Raw genomic sequence first — 13,823 nt, forward strand, 5'->3', positions numbered from 1 at the left:
ATTTTAGTTGCGAATGAAGATTCTGTTTTATCATTCAGTGCTATGAATTTCATCAATTTAACCCATTGATTTTAAAAGTCTCGTGAATATATTTTGTCTATTTGTGCTTATTTTTACTTGATTTTTGCTTTAAAAAAGTTCCGTAAAATTCATATTTTGAAACATCTATGTAGATAACTGTAACATCTTAAAAGTTTTAGTATCATATTCGTGTTGGATTATTCTGTATTTTTGCGGAGAATGGACTTGCCGACTGGTTAATGAGGGTTAACCAGTAAGCAGTGGCATAAAAAAGCAATAAAGGCATATAACAGAGGGTTAATAACATGAAAGTTAAAGTACTGTCCCTCCTGGTACCAGCTCTGCTGGTGGCGGGCGCAGCGAATGCGGCTGAAATTTATAATAAAGACGGCAACAAATTAGACCTGTTTGGTAAAGTTGATGGCCTGCACTACTTCTCTGACGACAAAGGCAGCGACGGCGACCAGACCTACATGCGTATCGGCTTCAAAGGCGAAACGCAGGTTAACGATCAGCTGACCGGTTATGGCCAGTGGGAATATCAGATTCAGGGCAACCAGACTGAAGGCAGCAACGACTCCTGGACGCGTGTGGCGTTTGCGGGTCTGAAATTCGCTGACGCAGGTTCCTTCGATTATGGTCGTAACTACGGCGTAACCTATGATGTGACCTCCTGGACCGATGTTCTGCCGGAGTTCGGCGGCGACACCTACGGCGCTGACAACTTTATGCAGCAGCGTGGTAACGGCTATGCCACTTACCGTAACACCGACTTCTTCGGCCTGGTGGATGGCCTGGACTTCGCGTTGCAGTATCAGGGCAAAAACGGCAGCGTGAGCGGTGAAAACACCAACGGTCGCAGCCTGCTGAACCAGAACGGTGACGGTTACGGCGGATCGCTGACTTATGCAATCGGCGAAGGCTTCTCTGTCGGTGGCGCTATCACCACGTCTAAACGTACTGCCGATCAGAACAACACCGCTGACGAACACCTGTATGGTAACGGCGATCGCGCTACGGTCTACACCGGCGGCCTGAAATACGATGCGAACAACATCTATCTGGCAGCGCAGTATTCTCAGACCTATAACGCAACCCGTTTTGGTACCTCTAACGGCAACAATAAGTCCACCTCTTACGGTTTTGCCAACAAAGCGCAGAACTTTGAAGTGGTTGCTCAGTACCAGTTCGACTTTGGTCTGCGTCCGTCTGTGGCTTACCTGCAGTCTAAAGGTAAGGACATCAGCAACGGCTACGGCGCCAGCTATGGCGACCAGGACATCGTAAAATATGTTGATGTCGGCGCGACTTACTACTTCAACAAAAACATGTCCACCTATGTTGATTACAAAATCAACCTGCTGGATAAAAACGACTTTACCCGCGATGCGGGCATCAACACCGACGACATCGTAGCGCTGGGTCTGGTTTACCAGTTCTAATCAGCAAAAGATGTTGCTAAAGGGCCTGCGGGCCCTTTTTTCATGCCTTATTCCGGCGTACAAATACGACGTTTTGATATACGCTTGCGTCCATTCGAATGAGGATAAACAGCGATGAAAATGACTTTTTGCCGGGCCGTGTGTCTGGCGGCGGCTTTTTTACTTATGGGCTGCGATGAGGCTCCCGAAACGACAACAGCGTCACCTGCCGCTCAGGTGCTGGAAGGTAAAACGATGGGGACCCTCTGGCGGGTGAGCGTGGTTGGTATCGATGCGAAACGCGCCGCAGAGTTACAGACTAAAATCCAGACTCAGCTTGATGCTGATGATTGGTTGCTTTCTACCTATAAAAATGACTCCGCGCTGATGCGTTTTAACCATTCACGCAGTCTTGCGCCCTGGCCGGTCAGCGAAGCCATGGCGGATATCGTGACCTCGGCGCTACGTATTGGCGCGAAGACGGATGGCGCGATGGATATCACCGTGGGCCCGCTGGTCAATCTGTGGGGGTTTGGGCCGGATCGGCAGCCGCTGCATATCCCAACACCAGCACAAATCGATGCGGCAAAAGCGAAAACAGGCCTACAACATTTGCAGGTTATCGACAGGGCTGGACATCAGTTTTTGCAAAAAGATCTGCCGGATCTTTATGTTGATCTCTCCACGGTCGGGGAGGGCTATGCGGCGGATCATCTGGCGCGTCTGATGGAGCAGGAGGGCATTGCGCGTTATCTGGTCTCGGTGGGGGGCGCATTAAGCAGCCGCGGGATGAATGCGCAGGGGCTGCCGTGGCGCGTCGCGATTCAGAAGCCGACCGACCGGGAAAACGCGGTGCAGGCGATTGTGGATATCAACGGGCATGGCATCAGCACCTCCGGCAGCTACCGCAACTATTACGAGCTGGATGGCAAGCGCGTATCGCACGTTATCGATCCGCAAACGGGGCGCCCCATTGAACACAATCTGGTATCGGTTACGGTTATCGCGCCAACGGCGCTGGAAGCGGACGGCTGGGACACCGGCCTGATGGTGCTTGGTACGCAAAAGGCGCAAGAGGTCGTGCGGCGGGAAGGGCTGGCGGTCTTTATGATCATGAAAGAAGGTGAAGGCTTTAAAACCTGGATGTCGCCGCAGTTCAAAACATTCCTGGTGAGCGATAAGAATTAAAACGCAAGATTACGGGTTTTTGCGGGCGGATTTACGGACACACTGCATGTAAGCAAGCACTATGCTTAATGAAGGAGTCTATGATGAAAAAAGCGTTACTTACCGATGATGAATGCTGGCTGCGGGTGCAGGCGCGCGATGCCAGCGCGGATGGGCGTTTCGTTTTTGCGGTGCGAACCACCGGCGTTTTTTGCCGTCCTTCTTGTCGCTCGAAGCGGGCGTTACGTAAAAATGTTCGCTTTTTTGCCAACGCGCAGCAGGCGCTGGACGCCGGTTTTCGCCCCTGCAAGCGCTGTCAGCCGGATAATGCGCGCGCGCAGCAACGGCGGTTGGATAAGATTGCCTGCGCCTGCCGTTTGCTTGAGCAGGAGACGCCGGTAACGCTGGCGTTTCTGGCGCAGGCGGTGGCGATGAGCCCGTTTCATCTGCACCGTCTGTTTAAAGCGAGCACCGGAATGACGCCGAAAGGGTGGCAGCAGGCGTGGCGCGCCCGGCGGCTGCGTGAGGCGTTGGCGAAAGGAGAGCAGATCACGGCGGCTATTTACCGCGCCGGCTTCCCGGATAGCAGTAGCTACTACCGTCATGCCGACCAGACGCTGGGCATGACGGCAAAACAGTTTCGCAAAGGCGGCGATAATGCCTCCGTTCGCTATGCGCTGACGGACTGGGTTTACGGACGGTGCCTGGTGGCGGAGAGCGAGCGGGGGATTTGCGCGATTCTCCCCGGTGATAGCGACGACGCGCTACTGGCTGAATTACACACCCTTTTCCCGACGGCCCGCCACGAACCTGCCGACGCGTCTTTTCAGCAACGGGTGCGGCAGGTTGTCGCGGCTATCAACACACGCGATGTGCTGCTCTCGTTGCCGCTGGATATCCAGGGAACCGCGTTTCAACAGCAGGTCTGGCAGGCGTTATGCGCAATTCCCTGCGGCGAAACCGTAAGCTATCAACAGCTTGCCGCGACTATCGGCAAACCCACGGCGGTACGCGCGGTCGCCAGCGCGTGCGGCGCGAATAAACTGGCGATGGTGATCCCGTGTCATCGGGTCGTGCGTCGTGATGGCGCGCTCTCCGGTTATCGTTGGGGCGTGCGTCGAAAAGCGCAGCTATTAAAGCGAGAAGCGCAAAAAGAGGAGTAGCAATGCTGGATCTATTTGCTGATGAAGCGCCCTGGCAAGAGCCCCTGGCGCCTGGCGCGGTGGTGTTGCGCCGCTTTGCGTTTCGCGCGGCGCAGTCGCTATTAGACGATATCGGGTTTGTCGCCAGTCAGTCTCCGTTTCGTCAGATGGTGACGCCGGGCGGCTACACCATGTCGGTGGCGATGACCAACTGCGGCGCGTTAGGGTGGACCACCGATCGTCACGGTTATTGTTATGCCGTGCGCGATCCGTTGACCGATAAACCCTGGCCTGCGCTGCCGTTATCGTTTGCCAGCGTATGTCGTCAGGCGGCAATCGCGGCAGGGTATGAGAGCTTCCAACCGGACGCCTGCCTGATCAATCGCTATGCGCCCGGCGCAAAACTGTCGCTGCATCAGGATAAAGACGAGCCGGATCTGCGCGCGCCTATCGTCTCAGTTTCGTTGGGGGTGCCGGCGGTTTTTCAGTTTGGCGGCCTGCGTCGCAGCGACCCGCTCCAGCGGATCTTACTGGAGCATGGCGATATCGTGGTCTGGGGCGGCGAGTCCCGGCTGTTTTATCATGGTATCCAGCCGCTTAAAGCGGGCTTTCATCCCATGACCGGTGAATTTCGTTACAATCTCACCTTCCGTCAGGCGGCTGAAAAAGAATAAAAATAAGAATTATTATTGCTGTGCAGGTGGAGTTAGTTAAACTGCGGGCTGTTATTATCGGTCCGGGTTGTATGCATGGAACTTCTTATTCTTGTCTGGCGGCAGTACCGCTGGCCATTTATTAGCGTGATGGCGCTGAGCCTCGCCAGCGCGGCGCTGGGGATTGGCCTGATCGCGTTTATCAATCAGCGCCTGATTGAAACGGTGGACACCACCGTCATGGTGCTGCCGGAATTTCTCGGTCTGCTCCTGTTGCTAATGGTCGTCACATTAGGTTCCCAACTGGCGCTCACCACTCTGGGACACCATTTCGTTTACCGCCTGCGCAGCGAATTTATCAAGCGCATTCTGGATACGCACGTTGAACGCATTGAGCAACTGGGCAGCGCCTCTTTACTGGCCGGTCTGACCAGCGATATTCGCAATATTACTATCGCCTTTGTGCGTCTGCCTGAGCTGGTGCAGGGCATTATCCTCACCGTCGGCTCGGCGGCGTATCTGGCGATGCTATCGACAAAAATGCTGCTGGTTACGGCTATCTGGATGGCGGTCACTATCTGGGGCGGATTTGTGCTGGTGGCGCGGGTTTACCAGCATATGGCGACCCTGCGCGAGACCGAAGATAAGCTGTACAACGACTATCAGACGGTGCTGGAAGGACGCAAAGAGCTGACGCTAAACCGCGAGCGTGCGGAGCAGATTTTTCAGCAATGTTATACCCCGGATGCCAAAGAGTACCGTCATCACATTATCCGTGCCGATACTTTTCATCTGAGCGCCGTCAACTGGTCGAATATCATGATGCTGGGAGCGATAGGCCTGGTCTTCTGGATGGCGAATAGTCTCGGCTGGGCGGATACCAACGTCGCGGCGACCTATTCACTGACGTTGCTGTTCCTGCGCACGCCGCTGCTGTCTGCGGTGGGGGCGTTGCCAACGCTACTGACCGCCCAGGTGGCGTTTAATAAACTGAATAAATTCGCGCTCGCCCCGTATAAGCCTGATTTTCCACAGCCGAAAGCCTTTCCCGACTGGAAGACGCTGGAGCTGCGCAACGTGGTTTTCCACTATCAGGATAACGCGTTTTCCGTGGGGCCCATCAACCTGACGATTCACCGCGGCGAACTGCTGTTTTTAATTGGCGGCAACGGTAGCGGGAAATCGACGCTGGCCATGTTATTGACCGGTTTATACCAGCCGCAATCGGGAACGATTTTACTTGACGGTCAACCTATTGCCGCCGGGCAGCCGGAAGATTATCGCAAACTGTTTTCTGCGGTGTTCACCGATGTGTGGTTATTCGACCGCCTGCTGGGGCCGCAGGGGAAACCCGCCAATCCCGCGCTGGTCGAAAAGTGGCTTGAGCACCTGAAAATGACGCACAAGCTGGAGCTAAACGACGGGCGCATTTTGAATCTTAAACTGTCGAAAGGGCAAAAAAAGCGCATTGCACTGCTGCTGGCGCTGGCGGAAGAGCGCGATATTATTTTGCTGGATGAGTGGGCCGCCGATCAGGACCCGCATTTCCGCCGGGAGTTTTATCAGGTACTGTTGCCGTTAATGCAGGAAATGGGCAAAACCATTTTCGCCATCAGCCATGATGATCACTATTTTATTCACGCCGATCGTCTGCTTGAAATGCGTAACGGGCAGTTAACCGAACTCACCGGCGACGAACGTGACGCCGCTTCGCGTGATGCGGTTGCGCGTACTGCGTAATGGATTATGGCGCCGGATAAACCGCCTGATGGCAGCCCTACGTCCGCACGCGGGTAGGCCTGATAAGATGCCACGCGTCGCCACCAGGCATCGGGGTATTTTTTGCTGCGGGCGAGCGGGTTTCCAGACGTGTTTTAAAAAGAACCCCGGAGCGCTGCGTGAGCCGGCGTGTTCAGATGCCCGGTAAGTGTGACCGGGCAGCGTAACATTATCGCGCGACGGCGTTCTGTACGTTAGCGTCCGCTTTCCAGATGCGGTATTTCACGTCTACATTCGCCGGGGTATACACCACGATCGGCAGCTTGCTGTTGTAGCGCAGCATCCCGTCTTCACCCAGCCAGGCGGTGACGAATTTTTGCTCTTTCTTACCTTCAGGGCAGGCCATCATGGTTGATACCGGAGAGGTGACGTTATCAAAGACATAATAGTCATAGCCCCAGCCTTCCAGCGTTTTTGTTTCCAGCGTGCCGCCGAGGCGATGCTGGTTACAATCCACATTCAGCGTTTGGCCAATCAACAGTTCCACTTTGAGGGTAGACTCATCCTGCTGAGGGGTAAGGGTTATCACTTGCCGCTTCATTCCTTTTTCCGCCTGCGGATAGGGGGCGATTTTCTCCAGCGGCTGGGCGGTATCGCTATTGTTAGCCCAGGCAGAGGCGCTGGCGAGGGCGGCGAAGACGACGGCAGGGACAAACATCTTCATTTGATTGTTCACAGTATTTCCTTTCTGCTGTTTTCGGTATGCACGGACAACAGATTAACACATTCATATTATCTATTAATCTGTATTTACTCATATTTTCAAGATTATTAATAAAATAGCGTCTTTTTATATAGTGGAATATTCCGATATTGATAATGTAAATGGAATTATCAGCTATTAGTGGTTTTCGTTATATAGATAGCTATATAACTCATTGAAATGTGAGAAAAAGCACGTTTACGGGTTTTTACCCGGCACTCTTTTGATCCGGCAACAGCATTTACCTCTATCGGGGTATGCATCTCTTACACATCCTGAAATATCTTATTTACAAAAACAACTACTCATAAATTGTACGGTTTTTATTGGTATTCACTCCCTATGGAAGCGTGTCGTTATGGAAGGGCGATATCATGGTTGATTTATCCCGTCGAAGCATGTTGACCGGCAGTTGGCGCAACGCCAGCAATGGGATTCTTCCGCCGTGGGCCAGAGAAACAACCTATTTTCTCGCACATTGTCTGCGTTGCGACGCCTGCATCCAGGCGTGTGAGGCCGACATCCTGCAGCGAGGGACGGGGGGATATCCGAGCGTAGATTTCAAACGGGGCGAGTGCAGCTTTTGTTATGCCTGCGCGCAGGCCTGTACTGAATCGCTTTTTCTTCCGCGCCACACCAGGGCCTGGGATCTGATTTTTACACTCACGGAAAACTGCCTCGCCAGGCAATCGGTTGAATGCCATCGCTGCCAGGACAGTTGTGAACCTATGGCCATTACCTTTCGTCCCACGCTATCCGGTATTTACCAGCCGCAGCTTGACTCGCAGGCCTGTAACGGATGCGGGGCGTGTGTGGCTATCTGTCCCGTGTCAGCCATCAAAGCGGAGAACCACCATGCGCACTAACTGGCAGGTCTGTAGCCTGGTCGTGCAGGCCAAAAGTCAGAACATCGCCGCCATTGGCACACAGTTGAACACGTTGCCGGGTTGCGAAGTCGCGTTAAGCGACGTTGAAAGCGGGCAACTGATCGTGGTGGCGGAAGCAGATCAGAGTGAAACGCTGATGCAAACAATTGAGTCAGTACGCAATGTCGAGGGCGTACTGGCGGTGTCGCTGGTTTATCACCAGCAGGATGAGCAAGGTGAGGAAACACCATGAAACTCAGTCGTCGTAGCTTTATGAAAGCTAACGCCGTTGCGGCCGCTGCGGCGGCTGCCGGTCTGAGCGTGCCGGGCGTCGCCCGCGCCGTTGTCGGGCAGCAGGAAGCCATCAAATGGGATAAAGCGCCGTGCCGTTTTTGCGGAACGGGTTGCGGTGTGTTAGTGGGCACGCAGCAGGGCCGTGTGGTCGCCTGCCAGGGCGACCCCGACGCGCCGGTCAACCGTGGTCTGAACTGCATTAAAGGCTACTTCCTGCCCAAAATCATGTACGGTAAAGATCGTCTGACGCAGCCGATGCTGCGCATGAAAGACGGCAGCTATCACAAAGACGGCGAGTTTACGCCGGTGAGCTGGGAACAGGCCTTCGATGTGATGGAAGAGAAGTTTAAAACCTCTCTGAAAGAGAAAGGACCAGAAGCGATCGGCATGTTTGGATCGGGTCAATGGACTATCTGGGAAGGCTATGCCGCCGCGAAACTGTTCAAGGCTGGTTTCCGCTCTAACAACATTGACCCGAACGCGCGTCACTGCATGGCCTCGGCGGTGGTGGGCTTTATGCGCACCTTTGGCATGGATGAACCGATGGGCTGCTACGACGATATTGAGCAGGCCGATGCGTTTGTGCTATGGGGTTCCAACATGGCGGAGATGCACCCGATTTTATGGTCGCGCATTACTAACCGCCGTTTGTCCGACCCGAACGTGAAGGTTGCTGTCCTCTCCACCTTCCAGCACCGCAGCTTTGAACTGGCGGACAACGGTATTGTCTTTACCCCGCAAAGCGATCTGGTGATCCTTAACTATATCGCGAATTACATTATTCAGAACAACGCGGTAAATCAGGATTTCTTCACAAAGCATGTGAACCTGCGTAAAGGGGCGACGGATATCGGCTACGGCTTACGCCCGACGCACCCGCTGGAAAAAGCGGCGAAGAATCCGGGCTCCGACGCTTCCGAGCCGATGAGCTTCGACGAGTATAAAGCCTTCGTGGCGGAATATACGCTGGACAAGACCGCTGAAATGACCGGCGTGCCGAAAGATCAGCTGGAACAGTTGGCGCAGCTCTACGCCGATCCGAATAAGCGCGTGATCTCTTACTGGACGATGGGTTTTAACCAGCATACTCGTGGCGTGTGGGCGAATAACCTGGTTTACAACCTCCATCTGCTGACCGGAAAAATCTCCCAGCCTGGCTGCGGTCCTTTCTCGCTGACCGGCCAGCCTTCCGCCTGCGGTACGGCGCGTGAAGTGGGAACCTTCTCACACCGTCTGCCCGCAGACATGGTCGTGACGAACGAAAAACACCGTGATATCTGCGAAAAACACTGGCAGATCCCTGCTGGCACTATTCCGGCAAAAGTGGGTTTACACGCGGTGGCGCAGGATCGCGCGTTGAAAGACGGCAAGCTGAACGTCTACTGGGTAATGTGTAATAACAATATGCAGGCCGGGCCGAACATCAATGAAGATCGGATGCCGGGCTGGCGCGATCCGCGTAACTTTATCATTGTCTCCGATCCTTACCCGACGGTGAGCGCGCTGTCTGCGGATCTGATCCTGCCGACCGCCATGTGGGTTGAGAAAGAAGGCGCTTACGGCAACGCCGAACGCCGCACGCAGTTCTGGCGTCAGCAAATTAAAGCGCCGGGCGAAGCTAAATCCGATCTCTGGCAACTGGTGCAGTTCTCCCGTCGTTTTAAAACCGAGGAAGTCTGGCCGGAGGCGTTGCTGGCCCAGAAGCCGGAGCTGCGCGGTAAAACGCTGTATGACGTTCTGTTCGCCACGTCGGCGGTCAGCAAATTCCCGCTGAGCGAGCTGAAAGAGGATCAGTTAAACGATGAGTCTCGTGAACTGGGCTTCTATCTGCAAAAAGGGTTGTTTGAAGAATACGCCTGGTTTGGACGTGGCCACGGGCACGATCTGGCGCCGTTCGACGATTACCACAACGCGCGCGGTCTGCGCTGGCCGGTCGTCGAAGGCAAAGAGACGCAATGGCGTTACAGCGAAGGCAACGACCCGTATGTAAAAGCGGGGGAAGGGTACAAATTCTACGGTAAACCGGATGGCAAAGCGGTGATCTTCGCGCTGCCATTTGAACCCGCGGCGGAGTCGCCGGACAACGAGTACGATCTGTGGCTTTCCACCGGTCGCGTGCTGGAACACTGGCATACCGGCAGTATGACGCGCCGCGTGCCTGAATTGCATCGCGCCTTCCCGGAAGCGGTGGTCTTTATTCACCCGCTGGATGCGAAAGCGCGCGATCTGCGTCGTGGGGATAAGGTTAAAGTGTCGTCCCGCCGCGGCGAAGTGATTTCGATTGTCGAAACGCGTGGACGTAACCGTCCGCCGCAGGGACTGGTGTATATGCCGTTCTTCGATGCCGCTCAGCTAGTGAACAACCTGACGCTGGATGCGACGGACCCGCTCTCTAAAGAGACGGACTTCAAGAAGTGCGCCGTTAAGCTGGCGAAGGTGTAACGCGTTATGTCCCCTACAGCGAAACCCCAAAATGGCCGCCGCCGCTTTCTGCGTGATGTTGTGCGCACTGCGGGCGGGCTGGCGGCGGTTGGCGTGGCGCTGGGCTTGCAACAGCAAACCGCGCGCGCAACGGGCGTGCGGCTGCGTCCGCCTGGCGCGCTGAATGAAAATGTCTTCGCCAGCGCCTGTGTGCGCTGCGGGCAGTGCGTTCAGGCGTGTCCATACGACACGCTAAAACTGGCGACGCTGGCCTCCGGGCTATCGGCAGGTACGCCCTATTTTGTCGCTCGCGACATCCCCTGCGAAATGTGTGAAGACATTCCGTGCGCCAAAGTCTGCCCCAGCGGGGCGCTGAATAAAGATATCGCCTCCATTGATGATTCGCGCATGGGGCTGGCGGTGCTGCTGGATCAGGAAAACTGCCTCAACTTTCAGGGGCTGCGCTGCGACGTTTGTTACCGCGAATGCCCGAAAATCGATGAGGCCATCACGCTGGAGCTGGATCGCAACATGCGCACCGGCAAACATGCGCGCTTTCTGCCCACCGTACACAGCGACGCCTGTACCGGCTGCGGCAAATGCGAAAAAGTCTGCGTACTGGAGCAACCAGCGATAAAAGTGTTGCCGTTGTCATTGGCGAAAGGGGAGTTAGGACACCATTACCGCTTCGGCTGGCTGGAGGGGAAAGATGGCAAATCGTAAACGCGACGCCGGGCGAGAAGCGCGGGCGAAAAAAGGCTGGTGGCGTAGCCACCGCTGGCTGGTGTTACGGCGTATCAGCCAGTTTATGGTGCTGGGGATGTTTCTCAGCGGCCCATGGCTGGGCTTTTGGGTTTTGCATGGCAACTACAGCAGTAGTTTGCTGTTCGATACCCTCCCGTTGACCGATCCGCTGATTACCCTGGAAAGTCTCGCCAGTGGACATCTTCCCGCTACCGTGGCGCTGACGGGAGCAGTGATTATCACTGTGCTGTATGCGCTGGCGGGAAAGCGATTATTTTGCAGTTGGGTTTGCCCGCTAAACCCCGTTACCGATTTGGCTAACTGGATGCGCAGGAAATTTGACCTGAACCAGTCTGCGACGATTCCACGCCATATACGGTACGTCCTTCTGGTGGTGGTGTTAATCGGTTCGGCGTTGACCGGCACGCTGCTGTGGGAATGGATTAATCCCGTGTCGCTGTTAGGCCGTAGTCTGGTTATGGGATTTAGTAGCGGCGCGTTTCTGATTATTGCTTTGTTTTTATTTGATTTATTAGTCGTTGAGCACGGTTGGTGCGGTCATATTTGCCCGATGGGCGCGCTGTATGGCGTGCTGGGCAGTAAAGGCGTAGTGACCGTGACGGCCAAAAAACGTGAGAAATGTAATCGCTGTATGGATTGTTTTCATGTTTGCCCGGAACCGCATGTGCTACGTGCGCCGGTGCTGGATGAGCAAAGCCCGGCGCAGGTCACTCACCGCGACTGCATGACCTGCGGTCGCTGTGTGGATGTCTGTTCTGAGGATGTTTTTACAATAACGATACACAACATCATTCGGGATGCATCGCGGCTGTAAGCGAGGAAATCCCCAGGAGCATAGATAACGATGTGACTGGGATTTTCGAGCGCAGCCAACAAAGAGGCAGCTCGAAGGATGAAGTGTAAATGCGATGGAGTTCGGGAGCGAAACAATGAAAAGCCATGACCTGATGAAAGCGCTGTGTCAATGGATGGCCACGCTTGCCCTGGTGGTAAGTGGTGCGGTTTGGGCGGCAAACGGAGTGGATCTGAGCCAGTCGCCGGAAGTATCCGGGACGCAGGAAGGGGCGATTCGTATGCCGAAAGAGCAGGAACGTATGCCGCTAAATTACGTCAACCAGCCGCCGATGATCCCGCACAGCGTCGAGGGCTACCAGGTGACGACCAATACCAACCGCTGTCTGCAATGCCACGGCGTGGAAAGTTATCGTACGACGGGCGCGCCGCGTATCAGCCCGACGCACTTTATGGACAGCGACGGTAAAGTGTCGGGCAACGTCGCGCCGCGTCGTTATTTCTGCCTGCAGTGCCACGTACCGCAGTCTGATACCGCGCCGATTATCGACAATACCTTTACCCCCTCGCAAGGTTACGGGAAATAAGAGGTCATTATGGAAAATTCTAACCGTAAACCCGGCTGGATAAAGCGCGTCTGGCGATGGTGGCGCAGCCCCAGCCGCCTGGCGTTGGGGACGCTGCTGTTAATCGGTTTTATCGGCGGCATCATCTTCTGGGGCGGCTTCAATACCGGAATGGAAAAGGCTAACACCGAAGAGTTTTGTATTAGCTGCCATGAAATGCGCAACACGGTGTATGAGGAGTATATGGAAACCGTCCACTACAACAACCGTAGCGGCGTTCGTGCCACCTGTCCTGACTGCCATGTGCCGCATGAGTGGGGGCCGAAGATGATCCGTAAGATCAAAGCCAGTAAAGAACTGTATGCGAAGGTATTTGGGCTGATAGATACACCGCAGAAATTTGAAGCTCATCGCCTGACAATGGCACAAAATGAGTGGCGGCGCATGAAAGACAACAACTCGCAGGAATGCCGTAACTGCCACAATTTCGACTTTATGGATCTGACCGCGCAAAAAAGCGTCGCGGCGAAAATGCACGATCAGGCGGTAAAAGATGGACAGACCTGTATCGATTGCCACAAAGGGATCGCGCATAAACTGCCGGATATGCGTGATGTTAAACCAGGTTTCTGACAGGACGTTGATGAGTGGGAATGCTTGAAGCCAGAGATCTGTACTGCGAGCGGGACGAGAGGACGCTGTTTCGCGGGCTGTCGTTCACCGTGGACGCCGGGGAGTGGGTGCAGGTCACCGGCGGCAACGGCGCCGGAAAAACCACCCTGCTGCGCCTGCTGACCGGGCTGGCGCGCCCGGACGGCGGGGAGGTGTACTGGCAGGGCGAGCCCCTGCGCCGCGTGCGCGACAGCTTCCATCGCAGCCTGCTGTGGATAGGGCACCAGCCGGGGATTAAAACCCGCCTGACGGCGCGGGAGAACCTGCACTTCTTCCACCCCGGCGACGGCGCGCGCCTCCCGGAGGCGCTGGCGCAGGCCGGGCTGGCGGGATTTGAGGACGTGCCGGTCGCTCAGCTCTCGGCCGGGCAGCAGCGCCGGGTGGCGCTGGCCCGCCTGTGGCTGACCCGCGCCGCGCTGTGGGTGCTCGACGAACCGTTCACCGCCATTGACGTTAACGGCGTGGCGCGCCTCACCCGGCGGATGGCGGCGCACACGGCGCAGGGCGGGATGGTCATTCTCACCACCCACCAGCCGCTGCCGGGGGCCGCGGACACCGTCC

At 55.4% G+C, this 13,823-nt stretch carries 14 protein-coding genes; 13 read left to right on the forward strand and 1 reads right to left on the reverse strand.

Going from position 1 to position 13,823, the window contains the following annotated elements; translation table 11 throughout:
• Positions 1-326 precede the first annotated feature (326 nt).
• From J4613_RS17780 to J4613_RS17800, 5 genes are all read left to right on the forward strand, one after another.
• Positions 327-1,463, forward strand: coding sequence for a porin OmpC (locus tag J4613_RS17780; protein ID WP_000865521.1), 1,137 nt, complete (start codon positions 327-329; stop codon positions 1,461-1,463).
• Positions 1,464-1,577: 114 nt separating this feature from the next.
• Positions 1,578-2,630 carry an FAD:protein FMN transferase ApbE gene (gene apbE / locus J4613_RS17785; protein ID WP_000784304.1) on the forward strand — a complete coding sequence of 351 codons (1,053 nt, stop codon included), beginning with the start codon at positions 1,578-1,580 and terminating at the stop codon, positions 2,628-2,630.
• A gap of 80 nt (positions 2,631-2,710) precedes the next feature.
• Positions 2,711-3,772: a bifunctional DNA-binding transcriptional regulator/O6-methylguanine-DNA methyltransferase Ada gene (gene ada / locus J4613_RS17790; RefSeq protein WP_111742284.1), complete on the forward strand. Its 1,062-nt coding sequence runs from the start codon at positions 2,711-2,713 to the stop codon at positions 3,770-3,772.
• Between the two features lie 2 nt (positions 3,773-3,774).
• On the forward strand, positions 3,775-4,425 hold the full coding sequence (gene alkB, locus J4613_RS17795) for a DNA oxidative demethylase AlkB (protein ID WP_023225807.1): 651 nt from the start codon (positions 3,775-3,777) through the stop codon (positions 4,423-4,425).
• 75 nt (positions 4,426-4,500) lie between these two features.
• Positions 4,501-6,144 (forward strand): multidrug ABC transporter permease/ATP-binding protein, encoded by a 1,644-nt coding sequence (locus tag J4613_RS17800; RefSeq protein WP_000421589.1) that lies wholly within the window; start codon positions 4,501-4,503, stop codon positions 6,142-6,144.
• 208 nt (positions 6,145-6,352) lie between these two features.
• Here J4613_RS17800 and eco read toward each other — a convergent pair whose 3' ends face one another.
• Positions 6,353-6,847, reverse strand: a complete 495-nt coding sequence (eco, locus tag J4613_RS17805) for a serine protease inhibitor ecotin (RefSeq protein ID WP_001550295.1) — start codon at positions 6,845-6,847, stop codon at positions 6,353-6,355.
• Positions 6,848-7,260: 413 nt separating this feature from the next.
• Between eco and napF the strand changes: the two genes are divergently transcribed.
• The 8 genes from napF to ccmA form a co-directional block, all read left to right on the forward strand.
• A complete protein-coding gene (napF, locus tag J4613_RS17810; RefSeq protein ID WP_000228072.1) occupies positions 7,261-7,752 on the forward strand; it encodes a ferredoxin-type protein NapF in 492 nt (163 codons plus the stop codon).
• On the forward strand, positions 7,742-8,005 hold the full coding sequence (gene napD / locus J4613_RS17815; RefSeq protein WP_001260058.1) for a chaperone NapD: 264 nt from the start codon (positions 7,742-7,744) through the stop codon (positions 8,003-8,005). Before napF ends, napD begins: the two co-directional genes overlap by 11 nt.
• Positions 8,002-10,488 carry a nitrate reductase catalytic subunit NapA gene (gene napA / locus J4613_RS17820; protein WP_000778100.1) on the forward strand — a complete coding sequence of 829 codons (2,487 nt, stop codon included), beginning with the start codon at positions 8,002-8,004 and terminating at the stop codon, positions 10,486-10,488. The genes napD and napA overlap by 4 nt, the downstream gene beginning before the upstream one ends.
• Before the next feature lie 6 nt (positions 10,489-10,494).
• Positions 10,495-11,190, forward strand: a complete 696-nt coding sequence (napG, locus tag J4613_RS17825; RefSeq protein ID WP_080169993.1) for a ferredoxin-type protein NapG — start codon at positions 10,495-10,497, stop codon at positions 11,188-11,190.
• Positions 11,177-12,046 carry a quinol dehydrogenase ferredoxin subunit NapH gene (gene napH, locus J4613_RS17830; protein ID WP_111742285.1) on the forward strand — a complete coding sequence of 290 codons (870 nt, stop codon included), beginning with the start codon at positions 11,177-11,179 and terminating at the stop codon, positions 12,044-12,046. The genes napG and napH overlap by 14 nt, the downstream gene beginning before the upstream one ends.
• 115 nt (positions 12,047-12,161) lie before the next feature.
• Entirely contained in the window at positions 12,162-12,611 is a 450-nt protein-coding gene (gene napB / locus J4613_RS17835) for a nitrate reductase cytochrome c-type subunit (RefSeq protein ID WP_000835182.1), read from the forward strand.
• Positions 12,612-12,620: 9 nt separating this feature from the next.
• Entirely contained in the window at positions 12,621-13,223 is a 603-nt protein-coding gene (gene napC / locus J4613_RS17840; protein WP_080169994.1) for a cytochrome c-type protein NapC, read from the forward strand.
• A 20-nt stretch (positions 13,224-13,243) separates the two neighbouring features.
• Positions 13,244-13,823: cytochrome c biogenesis heme-transporting ATPase CcmA (gene ccmA, locus J4613_RS17845; protein ID WP_208293662.1), on the forward strand; the 580-nt coding region annotated here is incomplete at its 3' end.

Source organism: Salmonella sp. 32020114201800008SM, assembly GCF_017572025.1.
Classification (GTDB): Bacteria; Pseudomonadota; Gammaproteobacteria; order Enterobacterales; family Enterobacteriaceae; genus Salmonella; species Salmonella enterica.